Below are 19,297 nucleotides of genomic sequence, written 5' to 3' on the forward strand. Positions count from 1 at the left end.
TTGATCACGGTAGGTAATTAGCGTCACGCTGTCGACGATTTTTGTCGGTGGTTCGTACTAGTGTTCGAATATGACCGTTACCGACCTGGACACTGCCGAGGCCGTCTGCCGCGACCTCGGCTCGGTGCTGGGCCGGGCCGCATCCCTGGACTACAGCACCCTCTCGGTGCCCGAACTCCTGGCGCTGCAATCGGAGCGGGAACGGTGGACGTGTGCCGCGGCGGCGGTCGATCACCACATCCAGGCCGCGCTGGCGGCCCAGACCGCGGCGAAAGACATCGGGGCGAAAAACTGGGCAGACGCGATGCGCACCCGGGACCGGCTCAGCCTGGAGGAATCCCGCCGCCGGGTGCGGCACGCCGAGTTGTTGGGGCCGCGGTGGTCGTTGACCGGGGAACCGTTGCAGCCGCTGCGGCCGCATGTCGCCGCCGCGGTCGCCGAGGGGGCGATCAACGGTGATCATGTTGATGTCATCGAATCGTTCTTCACCAAACTGCCCACCTGGGCCGACCTGACCACCCTCGACGAGTGCGAGCAGGCGCTGGTCGCCGCCGCCCGCAATCTCACCCCCGAGGCGCTGCGGTCGGTGGTCCGGCGCAAGCTCTACGAGTTGGATCAGGACGGGCCGCCACCCGATGACCGGGAACCGGACTGTGCTCGCGACCGGGCGCTGGTGTTGTCCAAGCAGCGCCCCGACGGCAGCAGCGAGCTGCGCGGCCGCCTTACCCCGACAGCGCGGGCCACCTACGAAGCGTTGATGGTCAAATACGCCGCGCCCGGCATGTGCAACCCCGCCGACCCGGTGCCCTGCACCTCCGGAACGCCGACTCAGGAGCAGATCGACAATGACCGGCGCACCCTGGCGCAGCGTCAGCATGACGCCTGGGAAACCATCGGCCTGCTGCTGCTCTCCGGGGATTTGGGGGAACACAACGGGTTCCCGGTCACCATCGCGGCGACCTGCACGCTCGAGCAGCTCGAGGACCGGGCCGGGGTCGCCTTGACGCACACCGGCAGCACACTGCCGGTCAAGGACCTGCTCAACCTGGCTGCCCGCACCGGGGCAAGTTGCTATCTCACGGTGTTCGACAACCATGGTGATGTGCCGTTGTATCTGGGGCGGGCGCGGCGCACCGCCACCACCGGACAACGCCTGGCCCTGTTCACCCGGGACTTGGGCTGCACCCGCCCCGACTGCACTGTCCCGGCCGCGGGCTGCCAGGCCCATCACATCCCCGGCTGGACACGCGACGGTCAGACCGACGTCACTACCATGGCCCTGGCCTGTGGCGGCGACAACCGACTCGAAGACACCACCGGCTGGACCACCACCATGAAAAACGGCCGCCCCCACTGGACCCCACCACCCCTACTGGACACCGGACAACCTCGCACCAACCAATACTGGCACCCCCAGCTCTACCCCACCGAGGGCGATGGCGGCGAAAGCGACAGTCCGACAAACTGATTCGACATCGCAGCGACCGGCCGACCGGGTGCGGCGTGGCACGCGGGTGCCCGGCGCGCGAAGTAAGCGTTCAGCCGGCGATGCGGCGGCTGAACGTTCCGTGGAACCCGATCGGCAGATGGTGTTCGAGATGCGCGGTGGCCAGCGGCCCGTCCTCGATGGTGCGGGCGTCGAAGATCACCAGCTGTGAGCGGTGGCTCCGCAGATCGTGATTGAGCACCAGCAGCCAGCCGTCGTCCTCGGCTGCGGTGCGGGAGCGGGGGACGAACAACGGCTCGCCTGTCTGGGCCAGGCCGAAATCGAACGTGGTCTGATCCCCGGTGCGGTGGCCGATGCGCGTCACCGCGTTGTAGTGGCCCACGTCCTCGGTGGCCTTGCAGGCGTAGGTGACGTTGTGCTCCAGCGTCGAGCGACGCCAGTCGTACTGCGGGAATTCCATTGGGGCCGTGGCTGATAGCACCGTCTCGGTGATCCGGCCGGACTTGCTGATCCGGAACCGCGACAGGTGTCCGCGGGGCCACTCGTCAATGGTCAGGTGTGCGCGAGGGTCCGTCGGCTCGGCCGGGTCCTGCCACGCCTTGCCGAGCTTGCCGAAGATGTCCGAGTCCTCGAACCGGAAGAACTCCACCACGGTGTCGGAACCGTCTTCGAATGCGTTGGTGACGTGGATGTGCGTCAGCGCCTCGTGCTCGATGATGCGGGGCTTCGACCCGTCGCGCGGCACCAGGGCGAACCGCGTCGACCCGTTGCGGGTCTGGTATTCCAGGGCTTTCGCCAGCGATCGGGTGCGCAACAACGTGGGGATGTTGGGCCGCAAGGGATCCAGGACGAACACCATGTGGTTCTCGGTGAGTGCGAAGTCGTGGTTCCACACCATGTCCCACAACTTCAGCGAGCTGATCTGGTGGCTGCGGCCGGCGCGGTCCACCCTGAAGCACCGCAGCCGTGGCGTCGGCAGCAGGTCGAGGCCGAAGTTGTAGACGTCGCCGGTGTGTGGATCCCACTTGGGATGGGCGGAGAAGGAACCGAGATAGCCCAGCCGGTCGCCGTCAAAGCGCTTGTAGCCCAACGTGTCCAGCGAGTCCGGATCGATCTTGTACGGCGGCCCGCCCTCCCACATGGCCAGGAGGTCGCCGCAGATGGTGGCCATGTTGGTGTTGCCGGTATTGGCCGGCGGGAGCAGATTGCCGCGCAGGGTCGGGGCGTTGGTGGTGATGCCGCGTTGGCTCATCACGTCTCCGCCGCGGTACTGCTTGGTGCGGACGTAGCGGTTGGTGAAACGCACGGACTGTCCGTCGAGTACGAACCGCGACACCATGCCGTCGGCGTCGAACATGGTCTTGAGCACGGTGTCGCCGACCTCGAACTTGCCGGGCCCGATGCGGAACAGCGTGCCGGTCAGCTCGGGCGGCAGGGTGCCGTCGATGCGGGCGACCTGGTAGTCCATCTCGTCGTACAGGGACGCGAACGCGCGGCCGTGGAGCTGCTTGAGTGTCGGTTCTGCGGGCACTGTGGTTGTCATACAACCTCCATCTGAGGACAGATGTCCTCAGTTTTGAGGCCGAGCCCGGCAATGTCAAGGGGTGGCGTGACGAGCTAACCGCCGAACAGCAGGTACAGCCCCGTGAAGGTGTAGCCGACCATCACCAGCATCATCGCCAGCTGACCGGTGAGCTGATGGCGCTTGGGCAGCACGCGCAGCGCGCAGTCGTGTGCGGCGACGACGCCCGCGATGTGCCCGGCCACCACGAACAGCACCTTGGTCGTGGCCAGCACCGAAGGGTGCATCGACAGCAGGTAGTACACGTGTGCGTCGTGCAGGCCCAACAGCTGGAAGACGGTCTGCTGCCCCTTTTCGACGAGATAGGTCAGGTAGTGCGCGAACACATAGCCGATGACGATCGGGATGAGGGAGTGCGCCATCAATCCGGGCAGCTGCCGGCGCCGTGCGCGGTCCACCCCGCCGGTGGCGCGGGCGGCGAGGCTGAACGACACCGCGACCGTCGTGACAAACACCGCCAGCCCAACGGTTTTCATCGCGGTGACCTGCCACCCGCCGTGCGCATGCGTCTCGACGAACCCTCGCCACGTCGGCGTCGCCGAGAAGCTGTCGAAGGCCGTCGAGCCCAGCAACACCGCGAGCACCGTCACCGTGCCAGGCCGGATCGGCAACGTGGGCAGGTGATTGAACGGATTGCCGACGGCGATCTGGCCATCGGCGTTGCGCCGCACCGGGGCACACCGCGAGGCGACCACGCTGTACACCTCGAACGGGTCGGCGTGCGAGCACCAGCGGGTGCCACACGCCGCGGCCCCGGCCAGCGTCACGCACAGGTAGATCAGCAGCCAGATCCGCACGGCGCCAACAGAACCCGGGTCGGGGCTGGCCAACTCGAGCCAGACGAACGCGAACAGCCCGGCGGCCGCGGGCCAGTAGCCGAGCTGCGCGGGATACGCATCGCGGCTCAGCCGCAGCAACCGGGCAAGGGTCCGCACCGGCGACAGCACCCGCCACACCGGGCCGAAAAGCACTGACAGCGCGACGATTCCGACCCACAGCAGCACGTAGAACACGCCTGGCAACGGGTTGCCGGACCCGGACGGCCCGGCGACGGACGCCACCGCGACCCACCCGGCGAACGCCAGCGCCAGCAGTGCGACCGCCCACCGCGTCGCAGGCGCGTCGACGGCCGTCGTCACCCAGCGCGGCAATGGCCGTCCCGGCGCCTCCGGATCGAACCGCGGCTTGCGCCAGGCCAGTGCCACCACCGCGAAGGTGAAGGTCAAGGCCCACGCGGCGCCGATCAGCGCGTAGGTCAGCGGGATCGGAAGATCACTGGACCCGCCGAGCCCGTGTGCCAGGACGGTCGAGGTCACGGCGTCGGGACGCACAGTGCTTACTGCACCGTGATGGTGGCGACGGTCTTGTCCAAGTGGTGCAGCTCGACGTCGACCTTGCCTGGCACGTCCACCGTGAACTGGAACTCCTGACCCTTCTCCGGCTTGATGTCGAAGGTGTGCTCGGGGCTCGAGTGCACGTGCAGCTGGTCGGCGGCGTCACTGTTGACGCGGACGATGATCGGCTGGCCGAGCTTCGCCTGCACCTGCTGGTTGATCGGCGTCGCGGTGCCGCCCGCGATGGTCACGTCGATGTACACGCGCGCCGGCGGGGCCTGGGGGTTGCTCAGTTGCGTTGTGCCCGTTGCGGAGGCGCTCGACGAACTGCTGGGCGTCGACTCGGTCTTGCTGCAGCCGGCGAGCGCCAGCGCAACGACGCCGGCCACGGCGAAGGTCTTCACAAAGGTCACGTCGAACCATCCTCATCGGTTGAACCTGGTGTCTCCGAATCGGTTTCATCGCCGTCGGAGGTGGAGCTGTCAGCTGCCCGCCGGTCCTTCATGGCCACCCAGGCCACGACCCCGGCGACGACGAACGCCGGGGCGAACGCCGGCAGCGCCAACAATAGCGAGTGATCGGCCAGATAGGTCACGGCTGTCCGACGGGTTCCCTGGTCTCCGTGGTGCTGAACTGCTCGCGCGAATTGATCCTTCCCGCACCCCAACTCAGCAACGCGATCAGGATCAGCGAGCACACCAGCACGATCAGCGAGGCGGCCGGGTACAGCCACGACGGCACGTCGAGGTTGCGTTCGCGCTGCAGAACCTTGATCTCCTCCATGAAGTCACGGGTTGTCGAGATCGCCGGCGTCTCCTCCGCGCCGATGCCAGGATCGGCAGGCAGGTAGACCGGGACGGCCGCCATGGTGCGGCCATCCTGCACGCGCAGCACCGTCTTCCACGTGCCCCACACCGGGATCGGCCGGGTCGACCGGTAGTGCCCGGGGCCGACCTGCTGCAGGTGGTCGACCACCAGGCCGCGCTCATGTTCGAGCTTGCCCTGCCACGCCATCAGCGTGACCCATTCCGGGTCGTCACTGATCAGATTGGTCGGCGTGACCTGGATGTCGGCGTTGACCAACCGCTGCCCGGCCGGGCTCGGTGCCTCGGTGAGGGTGATCTGCGCGCGGGCGTGCTCCGGCACCGTGACGTTCAGCCCGTTGGCCACGGCTGCGCCGATCACCAGGACCGTGGCGACCACGATGCCGATGCCGATCGGACGCGCGGGCAGGCGCTGGCCCGCCAGGACGATGGCCAGCAGGGCGCCGCACATTCCCATGCCGATGGCAACGGGCGTCGACATCGTCAGCGCCTCGCCCCACATGCTGCTGGGCCACGGGGTGCGGAACAGCGCGTCGACCCAGAACGATTCCAGCCACATGCCGACGGTGCCCACGCCCAGCCCGGCCACCGCGCCGAACAGGATGGGGCGGTTGACGAGCGGGGTCAGGCCGATCAGCTCGACGACGATCGCGGAGCCCAGGTACAGCGCACACCAGCTGTAGGGCGAACCCAGGATGGGCCCGACGGCCAGTGCGACGAGTCCGCGGATGAACAACGCGAAGGCGATGGCCCCGAAGGTGGAGAAGCGGCCCAGCGTGAGTCGGGTGGCCACCAGCGACATCGCCGCCGCGGCGGCGATCAGCATGGGGTGGAGCACCAGCCGGAACTGTTCGACGCCGAAGTCGTATTCGACCGGGAACACCGACAGGCCGATCACCAGACCACCGAAGGCCAGGTACGGCAGCACCTTGCTGCGGGCGGGCGGGGCGTCGGCGCCCATCGCGATATCGCCTTCGCGCTCCAGGAGCAGCGTGGCGACAAGCGACAGACCGGCGCCGCCGATGAGCATCAAATGTGTTGGGCCCCAGAGCGTGACGTCCTGACCGAAGATCCGGTGCCAGATGTCGTCGAGTGGAAAGCCGATGAGCGCGTACAGCCCGCAACCGGCCATCAGCACGCCGCCGACGGGCGCGTACCAGGTCTTGGTGATCTTGATGGCGGCCGGACCGGGCTTGTCATACGGCAGGATGATCGACAGCGAGCCCGCGATGAACAGCAGGAACAGACCGACCAGGATGAAGTAGTGCGCCGGGTTGGCCAGCGGGCCGGCGTCGCGGCCCTTGCCGATGTGCAGGCTGACGTCCCAGATGAAGCCGAACATCGCGCAGATGATCGTCGAGATGAACAGCAGCGACGGCAGGGCGACCCAGCTGGGCCGGTTCATCTTGCGGCCGGCCTTGTCGGCCAGGTTCTGCAACCAGGTGATGCGGCGTTGCCGGTGCAGATAGCCGATCCACAACAGGCCGGCGGTGATGATGCCGGTTGCGATGGACATCCCGAGAACCTGGTCGAGGGCGGCGCCCCCGCCTTCGGTTCCGGCCGCGGCCACCACGGTGACCTGCTCGGCGAGCTGTGCTGCCATGTTCCACCCCACTATGTAGATGAACCCTGAACCTTACTCGTCGGTAATATTGCCAGAAGACCGCGTTTGAAACGGGAGTCCGTCTTCCTTCTTCGGATTTTGACATCATGTGGCAGTCGGAGGGAGGGGTTGCGCCAGATGGCTGACGACGGATCGGGCGCCGGTTCAGGTGCCGCGCCGCAGCGCCGGTACTCCGGCAGGTCAGCGGAGGAGCGACGGGCCGATCGGCGGCGCCTGCTGCTGGATGCGGCCGAGGCGCTGTGGCGCGAAGGCGGACTGTCGGCACTGAGCGTCCGCGCGGTCTCGGCCCGCGCCAAACTCACCGATCGCTACTTCTACGAGCAGTTTGCCGGCCTCGGTGCGCTGATCGGCGCCGTCATCGACGACGTGTTGGAGGGGCCCTTCGCCGCAATGCTGGCCGGCGGCAGCGCGCCCGAGTCGGCGACGGTCAAGACCCGGCTGACGATGGGCCTGGCCGGGTTCATCGAGCATGCCGAGAGCGACCCGCTGGCCGTCCGGATCTTCCTGACCGACGCCCGGCACATCGAATCGGTCTCCGAGCACATCCGCATCGCGCAGCACCGGGTGGCCGCCGCCATCCTGGCGCTGCTGCAGCCCGACCGCGACGCCGATCAGGAGAGCTTCGACGCGGCCCTGTTCTGCGTCGGCGGGGTGGCCACCCTGATCAACGAACGGTTGCTCAACGAGTCGAAAGCCGTTACCGCACAAGACTTTGCCGAGCAGGCCGTCGGCTGGTGCGCCCGGGTCCTCCGGGTGTCGGAGGACCCGGGCGCGCCGGGCTGGTGACTTCGGTTAGCTGCGCGCGGCCCGGTTCACCGCCGAGACGACGGCCCGCAGCGACGCCGTGGTGATCGACGGCGCGATGCCGACGCCCCAGACCGTCTTGCCGCCGATCGAGGCCTCGACGTAGGCCGCGGCCTGTGCTTCCTCGCCGGCCGACATGGCGTGCTCCGAGTAGTCGAGCACGTTGACGTGGAAGCCGACGGCGCCCAGTGCGTCGGTGAAGGCCGCCAGCGGACCGTTACCGGCGCCGACGATCTCGCGCTCCTCGCCGTCGATCTTCACGATGGCGGTGATGGTGTCGGTGCCGCCATCCTCTTCGGCCGCGTCGACGCGCTGCCGCATGCGCTCCAGCGGGGTGATGGGCGCCAGGTACTCCTCGTTGAAGACGTCCCACATCTCCTTCGGGGAGACCTCGCCGCCTTCACCGTCGGTGATCTTCTGGATGGCCTGGCTGAACTCCATCTGCAGCCGGCGCGGCAGCACCAGCCCGTGGTCGGCCTTCATGATGTAGGCGACGCCGCCCTTGCCGGACTGCGAGTTCACGCGAATGACGGCCTCGTACGTGCGGCCGACGTCCTTCGGGTCGATGGGCAGGTAGGGCACCTGCCACAGGATGTCGTCGACGTCTTGATCGGCCTCGTCGGCATCCACCTTCATCTGGTCCAGGCCCTTGTTGATGGCGTCCTGGTGGCTGCCGGAGAACGCCGTGTAGACCAGGTCGCCGCCGTAGGGGTGGCGCTCGGCGACGGGCAGCTGGTTGCAGTACTCGACAGTGCGACGGATCTCGTCGATGTTGGAGAAATCGATCTGCGGATCGACGCCACGGCTGAACAGGTTCAGGCCCAGCGTCACCAGGCAGACGTTGCCGGTGCGCTCGCCGTTGCCGAACAGGCAGCCCTCGATGCGGTCGGCGCCGGCCAGGTAACCCAGCTCGGCGGCCGCGACGCCCTCGCCGCGGTCGTTGTGCGGGTGCAGGCTCAGGATGATCGAGTCACGCGGCGCCAGGTGCCGGTTCATCCACTCGATCGAGTCGGCATAGACGTTGGGCGTCGCCATCTCGACGGTCGCCGGCAGGTTGACGATCAGCGGCCAGTCCGGGGTCGGCTGCACGATCTCGGCGACCGCGTTGCACACCTCGACGGCATATTCCAGCTCGGTGCCGGTGTACGACTCCGGCGAGTACTCGAACCGCCACAGCGTGCCCGGGTACTTCTTGGCCTCCTCGACGCACAGCTTGGCGCCGTCGGTGGCGATCTTCTTGACGGCCTCGCGGTCCGCGCGGAACACCACGCGGCGCTGCAGGATGGACGTCGAGTTGTAGAAGTGCACGATGACACGCGGCGCGCCGTTGCACGCCTCGAAGGTGCGCTCGATCAGCTCGGGACGGCACTGCGTCAGCACCTGGATGGTGACGTCGTCGGGAATCGCGCCCTGCTCGATGATCTCGCGGACGAAGTCGAAGTCGGTCTGGCTGGCCGACGGGAAGCCGACCTCGATCTCCTTGTAGCCCATGCGGACCAGCAGGTCGAACATCCGGCGCTTGCGCTCGGGGCTCATCGGGTCGATCAGGGCCTGGTTGCCGTCGCGCAGGTCGACCGCACACCAGCCGGGTGCGACGGTGGCGACCTTGTCGGGCCAGGTGCGGTCGGGCAGGGAGATGTTCTCGACCTCGGCCGCGAAGCTGCGGTACCGGCTGACCGGCATCGCGGAGTTGCGCTGGGTGTTCCAGGACGGCTGGCCCTCGCGGCGCGGGCCGGACGGGGTGGTGATGGCGCGTACCGACGAGAAGGAGTCGGCAGAAGAATCGGGGGAGTAGGTGGTCACGGTTTTTTGCTCCGGTCTGTCTGGATGGGACCTAGAAGGTCAGGACCGGCACATCTCAAACACCCGCGACGGGAGGCCGGTCGGATCAGACCCCGTCGCGGCGTCCGAGGAGGAGCACCCGCGCGCTATACATCGGTGACGAGTTTACTCCCGTCCGGTAGATCGCCAAAACGAGGTGGGGCTGCCGGGTGACAACGTCCTGGCCAGGTGTAATGGGCAGCGCACTCACTGTGCCGATACAGTTCGACCGTGTTGACGAGATGGTTGTTGAGCCTGGACCGCAGCTGGAAGATCGGCATCGCGGTCGCGCTCGCCGTCGTCATCGGCCTCGTGGTGTGGCAGACCGAGTTCCGCGGGCCGACGCCGGAGTGCAAGCCGGTGCGCGACATGCTCGACTACAACAAGGCGCAAGCCGCGCAGATCGAGTCGAAGATCGACAAGAACGGCAACGGCGTCCCGACCATCGCCGAGGAGACGGCCTACCGGGCCTGGGCCGACGGCATGGCAGAGCGGGCGCAGAAGGTGACCGGTGACAAGGTCGCCGCCAACGCCGTGCAGCTGGCGGCGCTGGCCTCGCAGTTCACCTCGGCGCTGGACGCCTACCGGATCGCCGCCCAGGGCCGGGCACCCGGCGCCCCCGCGCCCACCGAGGCCTACCAGTTGTCGGCGATCAACGTGCAGATCACCGAACAGATGAAGGCGCTGACCGACGCCTGCCCGGCGCAGCGGAAGCTCACCGACATCTTCTGACCCGGGCGAGAGTGACGAAGGTCTCGCGCGTTGCAGGTCGGGCAGGCGACCGGGCAACAAAAACGGCTTCGTCCCTCCCTTATCCTTGTGGGCAGCATTGATGCGAATGCTTGCTGCCAATTCAGAGAAGGAACGCGAACAGTGGCGCTCGTCGTCCAGAAGTACGGCGGATCCTCGGTGTCTGACGCCGAGCGGATCCGCCGAGTCGCCGAGCGAATCGTCGAAACCAAGAAGGCCGGCAATGACGTCGTCGTCGTGGTCTCGGCCATGGGCGACACCACAGATGATCTGCTGGATCTGGCTCGCCAGGTATCGCCGGCGCCGCCCGCCCGGGAGATGGACATGCTGCTCACCGCGGGTGAGCGCATCTCGAACGCCCTGGTCGCCATGGCCATCGAGTCGCTCGGCGCGCAGGCCCGGTCGTTCACCGGCTCGCAGGCCGGCGTCATCACGACCGGCACACACGGCAACGCCAAGATCATCGACGTCACCCCGGGCCGCCTGCGCGACGCCCTCGACGAGGGCCTGATCGTGCTGGTCGCCGGCTTCCAGGGCGTCAGCCAGGACAGCAAGGACGTCACCACGCTGGGTCGTGGCGGCTCGGACACCACCGCCGTGGCGCTGGCCGCGGCGCTGAACGCCGACGTCTGCGAGATTTACACCGACGTGGACGGCATCTTCACCGCCGATCCGCGCATCGTGCCCAACGCCCGCCACCTGGACACCGTCTCCTTCGAGGAGATGCTGGAGATGGCGGCCTGCGGAGCCAAAGTGTTGATGCTGCGCTGCGTGGAATACGCCCGCCGCTACAACGTTCCGATTCACGTCCGGTCCTCGTACTCCAACAAGACCGGAACCATCGTCAAAGGATCGATCGAGGACATCCCCATGGAAGACGCCATCCTCACCGGAGTCGCGCACGACCGCAGCGAGGCGAAGGTCACCGTCGTCGGCGTTCCCGACGTTCCGGGCTATGCCGCCAAGGTGTTCCGCGCGGTCGCCGACGCCGACGTGAACATCGACATGGTGCTGCAGAACATCTCGAAGGTGGAGGACGGCAAGACCGACATCACCTTCACGTGTTCGCGCGAGAACGGCCCGGGCGCCGTCGAGAAGCTGACGTCCCTCAAGGACGAGATCGGTTTCTCGCAGGTGCTGTACGACGATCACATCGGCAAGGTGTCGCTGGTGGGCGCCGGTATGCGCAGCCACCCCGGCGTCACCGCCAAGTTCTGCGAGACGCTGGCCGAGGTCGGCGTCAACATCGACCTGATCTCGACCTCCGAGATTCGAATCTCGGTGCTGGTCAAGGACACCGAGCTGGACACGGCCGTCTCGGCGCTGCACGAGGCCTTCGGTTTCGCGAGCGAAGAGGCCGCAGTCGTATACGGCGGGACGGGGCGCTAGTCATGGTGAACATCGGTGTGGTGGGTGCGACCGGCCAGGTCGGCCAGGTCATGCGCAAGCTCCTCGAGGAGCGCGAATTCCCGGCGAGTTCCGTGCGGTTCTTCGCCTCGGCGCGGTCCGAGGGCAAGAAGCTGACGTTCCGCGGCCAGGAGATCGAGGTCGAGAACAGCGAGACCGCCGACCCTTCGGGTCTGGACATCGCGCTGTTCTCCGCCGGCGCGACCATGTCGCGCGTGCAGGCGCCGCGCTTCGCCGCGGCCGGCGCCATCGTCGTCGACAACTCGTCGGCGTGGCGCAAGGATCCCGATGTGCCGCTGGTGGTTTCGGAGGTCAACTTCGACCGCGACGTCCGTGGTAAGCAGCTCGCCAAGGGCATCATCGCCAACCCCAACTGCACCACCATGGCCGCCATGCCGGTGCTCAAGCCGCTGCACGACGAGGCCGGGCTGACCCGGCTCATCGTGTCGAGCTACCAGGCGGTGTCCGGTTCCGGGCTCGCCGGGGTCGACGAGCTGGCCTCGCAGGCCCGCGCCGTCATCGGCGGCGCCGAGCAGCTGGTGCACGACGGATCGGCACTGGAGTTCCCGGCGCCCGTGAAATACGTTGCGCCCATTGCCTTCAACGTCATCCCGCTGGCCGGTTCGCTCGTCGACGACGACTCGGGCGAGACCGACGAGGACCAGAAGCTGCGCAACGAGAGCCGCAAGATCCTCGGCATCCCGGAGCTGGCCGTGAGCGGTACCTGCGTGCGCGTGCCGGTGTTCACCGGGCACTCGCTGTCGATCAATGCCGAATTCGCGCAGCCGCTCTCGGTGCAGCGGGCCCGTGAACTGCTGGCCGACGCGGCCGGGGTGTCGCTTGTCGACGTGCCGACGCCGCTGGCTGCCGCCGGCGCAGACGACTCGCTGGTGGGCCGCATCCGCCAGGACCCGGGCGTGCCCGACGGTCGCGGCCTGGCCCTGTTCGTCTCGGGTGACAACCTCCGAAAGGGCGCGGCGCTCAACACTGTTCAGATCGCCGAACTGCTCGCCTCGCGCTGACCTTGCGGGCGGGGGCAGCGTCGATCGCGGCGCTGGTGCTCGGGCTCGGCATGGGGGTGCCGGCGGCGCAGGCCGATCCGCCTGCGCCGGTACCGACGCCGGTGCTCAAACCACTGCTTGTCGGGCAGGTGACACGCATCGGACCGGTGGCCGGAACCGGCACGCCGACAGCCGATTACGGCATCGGTGCGACGGACCTCTGCGAGTTCATGGAGTTCCCGAGCGGCCTCCTGCAGATCTGCGGCGACAGCTTCGCGGGGCAGGGTGTCGGATTCGGGGGCTGGTATGCGCCCGTTGCCCTGCACGTCGAGACCGACTCCGTCAACTCTCCGGACGGACTGCGGTACCGCGGCGTCATGGGCGTCGACAAGCCGCTGTTGGCCGACGCCAAAACTCCTGGCACGTCCCAACTTCCCGCCGGCGTGGTGAGTATCAACCGGGAGAACTACCTGTTGGTCACCACGACGCGTGACCTGAAACCGGAGAGCTCGCGACTGGTCAAGGCCGACCCGGCGCGCACGGCCTGGCCGACCGTGCCGGGCTCTGTGCGGCCGGCCGGATATGCCGGGGGAGCGCAGAGTCAGATCACGGGCTATTACGACCCGGTCCCCACCGCGGACTCGCCGCGCGGCTGGGTTTACCTGGTCGCCAACAACTTCGACCGCAGCAGCCCGGCCTACCTCTACCGGGCCACGCCGCAGGCGTTCACCGACAGGTCCAGTTGGCAGGGCTGGTCGGCGCACGGCGGCTGGGGCAAACCGCCGACTCCGTTGTGGGGCGACCTGATCGGTGAGATGAGCATGAGGCAGGTCGACGGCAAGACGGTGCTGTCGTACTTCAACAGCAGCACCGGCAACATGGAGGTCCGCGTCGCGAATACGCCGACGGAACTCGGCACCGCCCCCGTGACGACCGTCGTCGTGGCCGGCGGGTGGCCCGAACAGGCCGACGAACTGCCTGCGCCGCAAGACAATCAGCTGGCGCAGCCGTACGGCGGCTACATCTCGCCGGGCTCGACGCTCGACGAACTACGCATTCTCGTCAGCCAGTGGAACACCACGCCACGCGATACCGCGCCGTACCGCGTCATCCAGTTCGCGGTGAATCCGGCCAAGCCCTAGGCGTTGTTGTCAGCGCAGCACCAGGTCGATCCCGGCGCTGTCGAACACGTCGAGCAGCCCCGTCCATGTGTGGGAGTCCAAGGCCTTCTTGGCTTTTGCGCTGTCGGTCAGGACGAAGCGGAACGGCTCGTCGTCCGGAGTGCCGAAGCCGCCGCCGAGGCAGTCGGCCAGGGCGTCCAGATTGCTGCCGAAGTAGCCGCCGGCGCCGTTGACCGCGTGGCCCAGCTCGGTGAAAAGGTCTGCGCGAGAATGGATCCGCGTACCCCGCACGGTAAACGTCTTCACGCTCCTCCGATCTGGCAGAACGTCTCGTAGTGGTCGCCGGTGTAATAGAACTCCGGCGGATTGGTCGGTGGCTCGCCGCCGGTGATGACCCGCCGCGTGCCGCGGGTCTTCGCGCCGGGTGTGGGCACCGTGTACTCGTGGTAGTAGCCGCGCTGCTGGTTCGGCAGCCGGCGTTCGAAGTTGCCGAACACGATGCCGTCCCGCGAATAGGGGAACGGCCCGCCGCGGTGGATGAGGTTGACGGTGGTGGCCGCCTCGGCCGGCAGCGACGACAGCTGGCAGGCGGGCAGCCCGGATTTGTTCTGGCGCGTTGGTGACGGCGTGTGGGCGGTCGGTGATGCTGTCGGAGCCGGCCCGGTGAGCGTGGCGGAGTTCTTCGCACACCCGGGGGTGAGGGCCAGCAGCAACGCGACGCCGCAGGCGAGGACCGCGGCGCGCAGGGTGGTTCTGGACATCGCACCTTTTCTGCCGCGTTCTGATATCGGAGCGTCGGCCGGCCCCCAAAGCCCGGCCGATGCTCCGCTACACAGGCCACGCTACCGCGCCGCGCGCCTCATAGCTGATTCTTACGCGCAACCTAGCCACCGCAGTGGTTGATGGACGGATCATCGATGTCATGAGTGAGGAAACCCCTAACCAAACGCCAGAGACGCCGGATACCCCGACGGACTCGTTCCCGCCCGTAGCAACGGCCACCGCAGTGGCGGCGCCGCCCGCCGAACACAAGCCCAGCAAGCTGAACAAGGTGCTGGCCTGGGTCGGCATCGTCGCCGGCATCGTGTTCATCGTCGCGACGATCTTCTTCTCCGGATTCATCCTCGGCGCGCACTCCGGCGGCGGCCACCACGGCTGGCACAAGCACCACCGCGGGCAGGACACCGCCGAGTTCCGCGAGGGTCACGGACCGCGCGGCGGCATGTGGCACCCGATGTTCCCGGGTGGTCCGGGCTGGCAGGGGCCAAGCGGCCCCGGTTGGCAGGGTCCCGGCGGACAGGGCCCCGGTGGCCCCGGAGGGCAGGGTCCGGGTGGTCCCGGGCCGCAGGCACCTGGTCAGCCCGGCCCGGCCCAGCCTGGCCGCTGATCAACCCAGTCCCGCATCAAACGACAGGCCGTGCCCGATCAGGGTGCGGCCTGTCGTCTGCGCTAGGCCTGTCCGTCGGCCGACTGTCGGTTCGCGGCCGCGGCTCGATACCCGGTGGTCAGCAGCTCGACCATCCGCTCCTCGAGCTCGGCGGAATCGTCGTCGGCGGCGATGGTGGACACGTACATGGCGGCACCCGCGGCCATGATCAGCACGGCGCGCGCGTCCAGTTCCGCACTGCGCCGCTCGTCGGCGGTCTGGGCGCCGACGTCGTCGGCGAACAGGTCGATCGCCGGCCCCGTGAACCGATTCCACAACGATCGCCCCTGCTCTTTGTCCTCGAGTAGGGCCAGGCTCAGGTCGGGCGCTGCCGCTTTCATGTCCGGGCGGTTGAACAATGCGCGGCTGCCGCGAACCACGAAATCGATCCAGCCGTAGACATCAGTCCCGGCAAAAGGCGTCAGGTCAGGTGTCGTGCCCATCACCGCGTCGATCACCAATGCCGCCTTCGATGGCCAGCGCCGGGACAGGCTGGCGCGAGTGACCCCGGAGCGTTGCGCGACGAGCCGCATGCTCAATTCCTGAAACCCGACCTCTGACAGGAGCTCCCGGGTCGCCGCGAGGACGCGGTCGTCGATGCTCGCGTCACGTGGACGCCCTGGGCCTGGCTGACTGCTCACCGGTCCATCATCACAGCACCCGAGTGACGGGGGTGCCATTGACGTCAACCGCTCAATTAGTGTACCACTGGATCACTAATTGAGGAGGTTGTCGATGACCGCCGGGGCGAAGGTGACTGCGTTCACCGTGGTGATGCTGTTGGTCGCCGCCGCGCTCGTGGTGGTGTTCGGCCAGTTCCGGTTCGGGTCGGGCGAGCGATATCACGCCCGGTTCACCGATGCCTCACGGCTGAAAGCCGGGCAGGACGTGCGGATGGCCGGGTTGCCGGTGGGCAAGGTCGACCGGGTGTCGCTGCGCCCCGACAACACCGTCGACGTGTTGTTCAGCGTTGATTCGCGCTACCGCCTGTACACGTCGACCAGGGCCGTTATCCGCTACCTGAACCTGACGGGCGACCGCTATCTCGAATTGGCCTTCGCCGCAGGGGATCTGCATGCGCTGGCGGCCGGGGCGACCATCCCGCTGAGCAATACCCAGCCCGCCGTCGACCTCGACGCGCTCCTGGGCGGCCTGCGCCCCGTGCTCAACGGCCTCGACGGTGACAAGATCAACGCCGTCACCGCCGCCGTCATCGATCTGCTGCAGGGGCAGGGCGGCGCGGTGTCACAACTGCTTTCGACGACAGGCGCCTTCACGCACGACCTCTCCGGGCGTGATCAGCTCATCGGGGACGTCGTCACCAACCTCAATGCGGTGCTCGGCACCATGGATTCCAAGAGCAGGCAATTCGGCGCCAGTGTCGACACGCTGCAGCACCTGCTGACAGGTCTGGCACAGGACCGCGACACCCTCGCCGGCGCCATCGCGCCGCTGGCCGCATCATCGGCCGAACTGACCCAGATGCTCGACCGTTCGCGGCGACCGGTCCAGGGTGTCATCGAAAATGTGCGGCCCTTCGCGCAGCGGGTCCATGAGCGCAGGGCCGAAGTCAACGCCGCCATCGAGCCTCTCGCCGAGAGCTACCTGCGGCTCAATTCACTTGGCGCATATGGTGCGTTCTTCAACATCTTCTTCTGCTCCAGCAAGATCAAGCTCAGCGGTCCGGCGGGCAGCGACATCATCATTCCCATCGGCGGAGCGCCCGACCCATCGAAGGGGCGGTGCTCGGAGAATGGGTGACCGCCGCATTGGTTTGCGCGTCGGCGCGATCCTGACGTGTCTCGCCGCCGTCGTATCGGGCTGTCAGTTCGATGGGTTGAATTCGCTGTCGTTGCCGGGTACGGCCGGGCACGGTCCCGGTTCGTTCGAGGTGACCGTGGAGCTGGACAACGTCGTCGGCCTACCGCAGAATTCGCCGGTCAAGGTCGGGGACGTCACCGTGGGAAGCGTCTCCGGGGTCGTCGTCATGCAGCGCGCCGACAGCACGGTGTATGCGGCCGTTCGTCTTTCGCTGGACCGGCAGGTGGAGCTCCCCGCGAACATCTCGGCGGCAGTAGGACAGACCTCGCTGCTGGGTTCCCAGCACGTCGAACTGATCCGCCCGGCCGACCGCCCGGCGCCCGTCAAGCTGGCGGACGGCGCGCACATCAGACTCGGCCGGACGGGTCACTATCCCACCACCGAAGAGGTGCTGGCCGCGCTCGGCGTCATCATCAACAACGGCAATCTCGGCTCCCTGCAGGACATTACGGACGCGGCGTATGCCGCCGTGGTGGGTCGCGGAGCGACGTTCACCGGCTTGGTGGCGAAGCTGGCCGAACTGACCACCTTCCTCGATACGCAGACATCCACCATCATCGCGGCGGCCGAAGGCGTCGACCGTACGGCGGCGGCACTGGCCCGAGGCGCCGACGCGCTGCGGCAGACGCTGGAGACGCTGCCTGCCGCACTCGATGTGCTGAACCGAAATCGCGCGAACATCGTCGCCGCGTTCGGGGCACTGCGCAGACTCGCCTCGACGGCCGAACGCGTTGTGTCGCAGACCAGAAACGACCTCGCCGCCGACCTCAAGGACACCTACCCGCTCATCAAAGCCCTCAACGACAACGCCGACGACGTCATCCACGATCTGGAAATCCTGCCCACGTTCCCGTTCGCCCAGAAGTACCTGCGCAACGCCGTTCGCGGCGACTATCTCAACGTCTTCTCGACGTTCGACCTCACCCTCCGGCGGCTCGGCGAAAACCTGCTCACCACATCGCGACTCGACCCCAACATGCCGCGCTTGTCCGAGATCGTCAATCCACCGGATTTCCTGATGGGCGCGCTCTCCAATCTGTCGGGGCAAGCCGCCGATCCGTTCCGGATCCCGCCGGGGACCGCCACGCAGCACGGCGCGAAGCCGTGAAAGACGTTGTTGCATCGAGATTTACCGAGAGGATTACCGACAGCATGACACCCGATCCCTTCCAGCCGGCCAAGCTCGGTCCGATCACGTTGCGTAACCGGGTGATCAAGGCGGCGACGTTCGAGGCGGCGACGCCGGATGCGCTGGTCACCGACGATTTGATCCGGTATCACCGGTTGCCGGCTGCCGGTGGGGTGGGGATGACGACGGTGGCTTATTGCGCGGTGTCCCCGGGTGGGCGCACTGATGGGTGGCAGTTGTGGATGCGCCCCGAGGCCCTCCCGGGGCTGCGGCGGTTGACTGATGCGGTGCATGCTGAGGGGGCGGCGATCAGCGCGCAGATCGGGCACGCCGGCCCGGTGGCCAATCCCCGCACCAACAAGGCCCCCGCGTTGGCGCCGGTGCGGTTCTTCAACCCGTTGTCGATGCGGTTCGCGAAAAAGGCCACTCGCGCCGATATCGAGGCGGTGATGGCCGCGCACGCGAACGCCGCCCGGTTGGCGATCGAGGCCGGGTTCGACGCCGTGGAAGTCCACCTTGGCCACAACTACTTCGCGTCCTCGTTTCTGTCGCCGTTGATCAACAAGCGCCGCGACGAGTTCGGTGGCTCGCTGGCCAACCGGGCCAAGGTGGCGCGCGGCACCGTGGCGGCGGTGCGTGAGGCCGTCGGGGATCAGATCGCGGTGATCGCGAAACTGACCATGAGCGATGGGGTGCGCGGCGGCATCGGCATGGATGAGTCGTTGCAGACCGCGCGGTGGCTGCAGGAGGACGGCAATCTGGATGCGTTGGAGCTGACCGCGGGCAGTTCGTTGGTCAATCCGATGTACCTGTTCCGTGGGGATGCCCCGGTCCGGGAGTTCGCGGCGAATTTCAGGCCGCCGCTGAGTTGGGGGATCCGGGCCAGTGGGCACCGGTTCTTCCGCCAGTACCCGTATCGGGAGGCGTTTTTGCTCGAGCAGGCCCGCCAGTTCCGCGCGGAGCTGTCGATGCCGTTGATCTTGTTGGGTGGGATCACCAACCGCGACAGCATGGATCTGGCGATGGCCGAGGGGTTCGAGTTCGTCGCGATGGGCCGGGCGCTGCTGGCCGAACCGGACCTGCTCAACCGGATCCAGGCCGACCGCACCGTGAAATCGGCATGCACACACTGCAATCTGTGCATGCCCACCATCTACACCCGAACCCACTGCGTGGTCACGGGTAAGCCGAACTGAGATAGGAGCT

The 19,297-nt window shown here is 67.5% G+C and carries 19 protein-coding genes; 10 read left to right on the forward strand and 9 right to left on the reverse strand.

Translation table 11 applies throughout. The features are described 5' to 3' along the window. Positions 1–70 precede the first annotated feature (70 nt). The gene (locus tag G6N46_RS20555) at positions 71–1,468 is read left to right on the forward strand and encodes an HNH endonuclease signature motif containing protein (protein ID WP_138250975.1); all 1,398 of its coding nucleotides are present in this window, start codon (positions 71–73) and stop codon (positions 1,466–1,468) included. A gap of 70 nt (positions 1,469–1,538) precedes the next feature. Here G6N46_RS20555 and G6N46_RS20560 read toward each other — a convergent pair whose 3' ends face one another. From G6N46_RS20560 to G6N46_RS20580, 5 genes are all read right to left on the reverse strand, one after another. After that, positions 1,539–2,990 carry a carotenoid oxygenase family protein gene (locus G6N46_RS20560; RefSeq protein ID WP_234880807.1) on the reverse strand — a complete coding sequence of 484 codons (1,452 nt, stop codon included), beginning with the start codon at positions 2,988–2,990 and terminating at the stop codon, positions 1,539–1,541. Positions 2,991–3,064: 74 nt separating this feature from the next. Continuing rightward, positions 3,065–4,345 (reverse strand): hypothetical protein, encoded by a 1,281-nt coding sequence (locus G6N46_RS20565; protein ID WP_138250974.1) that lies wholly within the window; start codon positions 4,343–4,345, stop codon positions 3,065–3,067. Positions 4,346–4,365: 20 nt separating this feature from the next. Next, the gene (locus G6N46_RS20570; protein ID WP_138250973.1) at positions 4,366–4,776 is read right to left on the reverse strand and encodes a hypothetical protein; all 411 of its coding nucleotides are present in this window, start codon (positions 4,774–4,776) and stop codon (positions 4,366–4,368) included. Next, positions 4,773–4,958 (reverse strand): hypothetical protein, encoded by a 186-nt coding sequence (locus tag G6N46_RS20575; RefSeq protein WP_061001431.1) that lies wholly within the window; start codon positions 4,956–4,958, stop codon positions 4,773–4,775. Before G6N46_RS20575 ends, G6N46_RS20570 begins: the two co-directional genes overlap by 4 nt. Further along, entirely contained in the window at positions 4,955–6,790 is a 1,836-nt protein-coding gene (locus G6N46_RS20580; RefSeq protein ID WP_138250972.1) for a hypothetical protein, read from the reverse strand. Before G6N46_RS20580 ends, G6N46_RS20575 begins: the two co-directional genes overlap by 4 nt. Positions 6,791–6,928: 138 nt before the next feature. Between G6N46_RS20580 and G6N46_RS20585 the strand changes: the two genes are divergently transcribed. After that, positions 6,929–7,597, forward strand: coding sequence for a TetR/AcrR family transcriptional regulator (locus tag G6N46_RS20585; protein ID WP_138250971.1), 669 nt, complete (start codon positions 6,929–6,931; stop codon positions 7,595–7,597). A gap of 6 nt (positions 7,598–7,603) precedes the next feature. Here G6N46_RS20585 and leuA read toward each other — a convergent pair whose 3' ends face one another. Continuing rightward, positions 7,604–9,418 (reverse strand): 2-isopropylmalate synthase, encoded by a 1,815-nt coding sequence (gene leuA / locus G6N46_RS20590; protein ID WP_138250970.1) that lies wholly within the window; start codon positions 9,416–9,418, stop codon positions 7,604–7,606. Positions 9,419–9,667: 249 nt separating this feature from the next. On the opposite strand from leuA, the gene G6N46_RS20595 reads away from it, so the two are divergent. The 4 genes from G6N46_RS20595 to G6N46_RS20610 all read left to right on the forward strand — a co-directional run bounded on the left by G6N46_RS20595 (position 9,668) and on the right by G6N46_RS20610 (position 13,736). Then, entirely contained in the window at positions 9,668–10,168 is a 501-nt protein-coding gene (locus tag G6N46_RS20595; RefSeq protein WP_234880806.1) for a hypothetical protein, read from the forward strand. A gap of 141 nt (positions 10,169–10,309) precedes the next feature. Next, the gene (locus G6N46_RS20600; protein ID WP_061001435.1) at positions 10,310–11,575 is read left to right on the forward strand and encodes an aspartate kinase; all 1,266 of its coding nucleotides are present in this window, start codon (positions 10,310–10,312) and stop codon (positions 11,573–11,575) included. Between the two features lie 2 nt (positions 11,576–11,577). Further along, entirely contained in the window at positions 11,578–12,615 is a 1,038-nt protein-coding gene (locus tag G6N46_RS20605) for an aspartate-semialdehyde dehydrogenase (RefSeq protein ID WP_138250969.1), read from the forward strand. A 50-nt stretch (positions 12,616–12,665) separates the two neighbouring features. Next, positions 12,666–13,736, forward strand: a complete 1,071-nt coding sequence (locus tag G6N46_RS20610; RefSeq protein ID WP_138250994.1) for a DUF4185 domain-containing protein — start codon at positions 12,666–12,668, stop codon at positions 13,734–13,736. 9 nt (positions 13,737–13,745) lie between these two features. Here G6N46_RS20610 and G6N46_RS20615 read toward each other — a convergent pair whose 3' ends face one another. Next, a complete protein-coding gene (locus tag G6N46_RS20615; protein ID WP_138250968.1) occupies positions 13,746–14,021 on the reverse strand; it encodes a barstar family protein in 276 nt (91 codons plus the stop codon). Then, a complete protein-coding gene (locus G6N46_RS28370; protein ID WP_138250967.1) occupies positions 14,018–14,476 on the reverse strand; it encodes a guanyl-specific ribonuclease in 459 nt (152 codons plus the stop codon). The genes G6N46_RS20615 and G6N46_RS28370 overlap by 4 nt, the downstream gene beginning before the upstream one ends. A 161-nt stretch (positions 14,477–14,637) precedes the next feature. Here G6N46_RS28370 and G6N46_RS20625 point away from each other — a divergent pair, with 161 nt between their 5' ends. Beyond that, on the forward strand, positions 14,638–15,102 hold the full coding sequence (locus G6N46_RS20625) for a hypothetical protein (RefSeq protein WP_138250966.1): 465 nt from the start codon (positions 14,638–14,640) through the stop codon (positions 15,100–15,102). A 62-nt stretch (positions 15,103–15,164) separates the two neighbouring features. Here G6N46_RS20625 and G6N46_RS20630 read toward each other — a convergent pair whose 3' ends face one another. Continuing rightward, the gene (locus G6N46_RS20630; RefSeq protein ID WP_234880805.1) at positions 15,165–15,782 is read right to left on the reverse strand and encodes a TetR/AcrR family transcriptional regulator; all 618 of its coding nucleotides are present in this window, start codon (positions 15,780–15,782) and stop codon (positions 15,165–15,167) included. Between the two features lie 94 nt (positions 15,783–15,876). On the opposite strand from G6N46_RS20630, the gene G6N46_RS20635 reads away from it, so the two are divergent. Genes G6N46_RS20635 through G6N46_RS20645 form a run of 3 tightly spaced genes read left to right on the forward strand, consistent with a single transcriptional unit; the run spans position 15,877 to position 19,287 of the window. Next, the gene (locus G6N46_RS20635; protein WP_138250964.1) at positions 15,877–16,902 is read left to right on the forward strand and encodes an MCE family protein; all 1,026 of its coding nucleotides are present in this window, start codon (positions 15,877–15,879) and stop codon (positions 16,900–16,902) included. Then, positions 16,895–18,070 carry an MCE family protein gene (locus G6N46_RS20640; protein ID WP_138250963.1) on the forward strand — a complete coding sequence of 392 codons (1,176 nt, stop codon included), beginning with the start codon at positions 16,895–16,897 and terminating at the stop codon, positions 18,068–18,070. The genes G6N46_RS20635 and G6N46_RS20640 overlap by 8 nt, the downstream gene beginning before the upstream one ends. 44 nt (positions 18,071–18,114) lie before the next feature. Next, complete coding sequence (locus G6N46_RS20645; protein ID WP_138250962.1) at positions 18,115–19,287, forward strand: NADH:flavin oxidoreductase; 1,173 nt, start codon at positions 18,115–18,117, stop codon at positions 19,285–19,287. The last annotated feature ends 10 nt before the right edge of the window (positions 19,288–19,297 follow it).

Origin of the sequence: Mycolicibacterium phocaicum, assembly GCF_010731115.1 — a bacterium.
Taxonomy (GTDB): domain Bacteria; phylum Actinomycetota; class Actinomycetes; order Mycobacteriales; family Mycobacteriaceae; genus Mycobacterium; species Mycobacterium phocaicum.

Bases quoted from the DNA above. Each gene is read 5' to 3' on its own strand.
- G6N46_RS20555 (WP_138250975.1), top strand. From the start codon at position 71: ATGACCGTTACCGACCTGGACACTGCCGAGGCCGTCTGCCGCGACCTC.
- G6N46_RS20560 (WP_234880807.1), bottom strand. From the start codon at position 2,990: ATGACAACCACAGTGCCCGCAGAACCGACACTCAAGCAGCTCCACGGC.
- G6N46_RS20580 (WP_138250972.1), bottom strand. From the start codon at position 6,790: ATGGCAGCACAGCTCGCCGAGCAGGTCACCGTGGTGGCCGCGGCCGGA.
- G6N46_RS20585 (WP_138250971.1), top strand. From the start codon at position 6,929: ATGGCTGACGACGGATCGGGCGCCGGTTCAGGTGCCGCGCCGCAGCGC.
- G6N46_RS20605 (WP_138250969.1), top strand. From the start codon at position 11,578: ATGGTGAACATCGGTGTGGTGGGTGCGACCGGCCAGGTCGGCCAGGTC.
- G6N46_RS20610 (WP_138250994.1), top strand. From the start codon at position 12,666: ATGGGGGTGCCGGCGGCGCAGGCCGATCCGCCTGCGCCGGTACCGACG.
- G6N46_RS28370 (WP_138250967.1), bottom strand. From the start codon at position 14,476: ATGTCCAGAACCACCCTGCGCGCCGCGGTCCTCGCCTGCGGCGTCGCG.
- G6N46_RS20625 (WP_138250966.1), top strand. From the start codon at position 14,638: ATGAGTGAGGAAACCCCTAACCAAACGCCAGAGACGCCGGATACCCCG.
- G6N46_RS20635 (WP_138250964.1), top strand. From the start codon at position 15,877: ATGACCGCCGGGGCGAAGGTGACTGCGTTCACCGTGGTGATGCTGTTG.
- G6N46_RS20640 (WP_138250963.1), top strand. From the start codon at position 16,895: ATGGGTGACCGCCGCATTGGTTTGCGCGTCGGCGCGATCCTGACGTGT.
- G6N46_RS20645 (WP_138250962.1), top strand. From the start codon at position 18,115: ATGACACCCGATCCCTTCCAGCCGGCCAAGCTCGGTCCGATCACGTTG.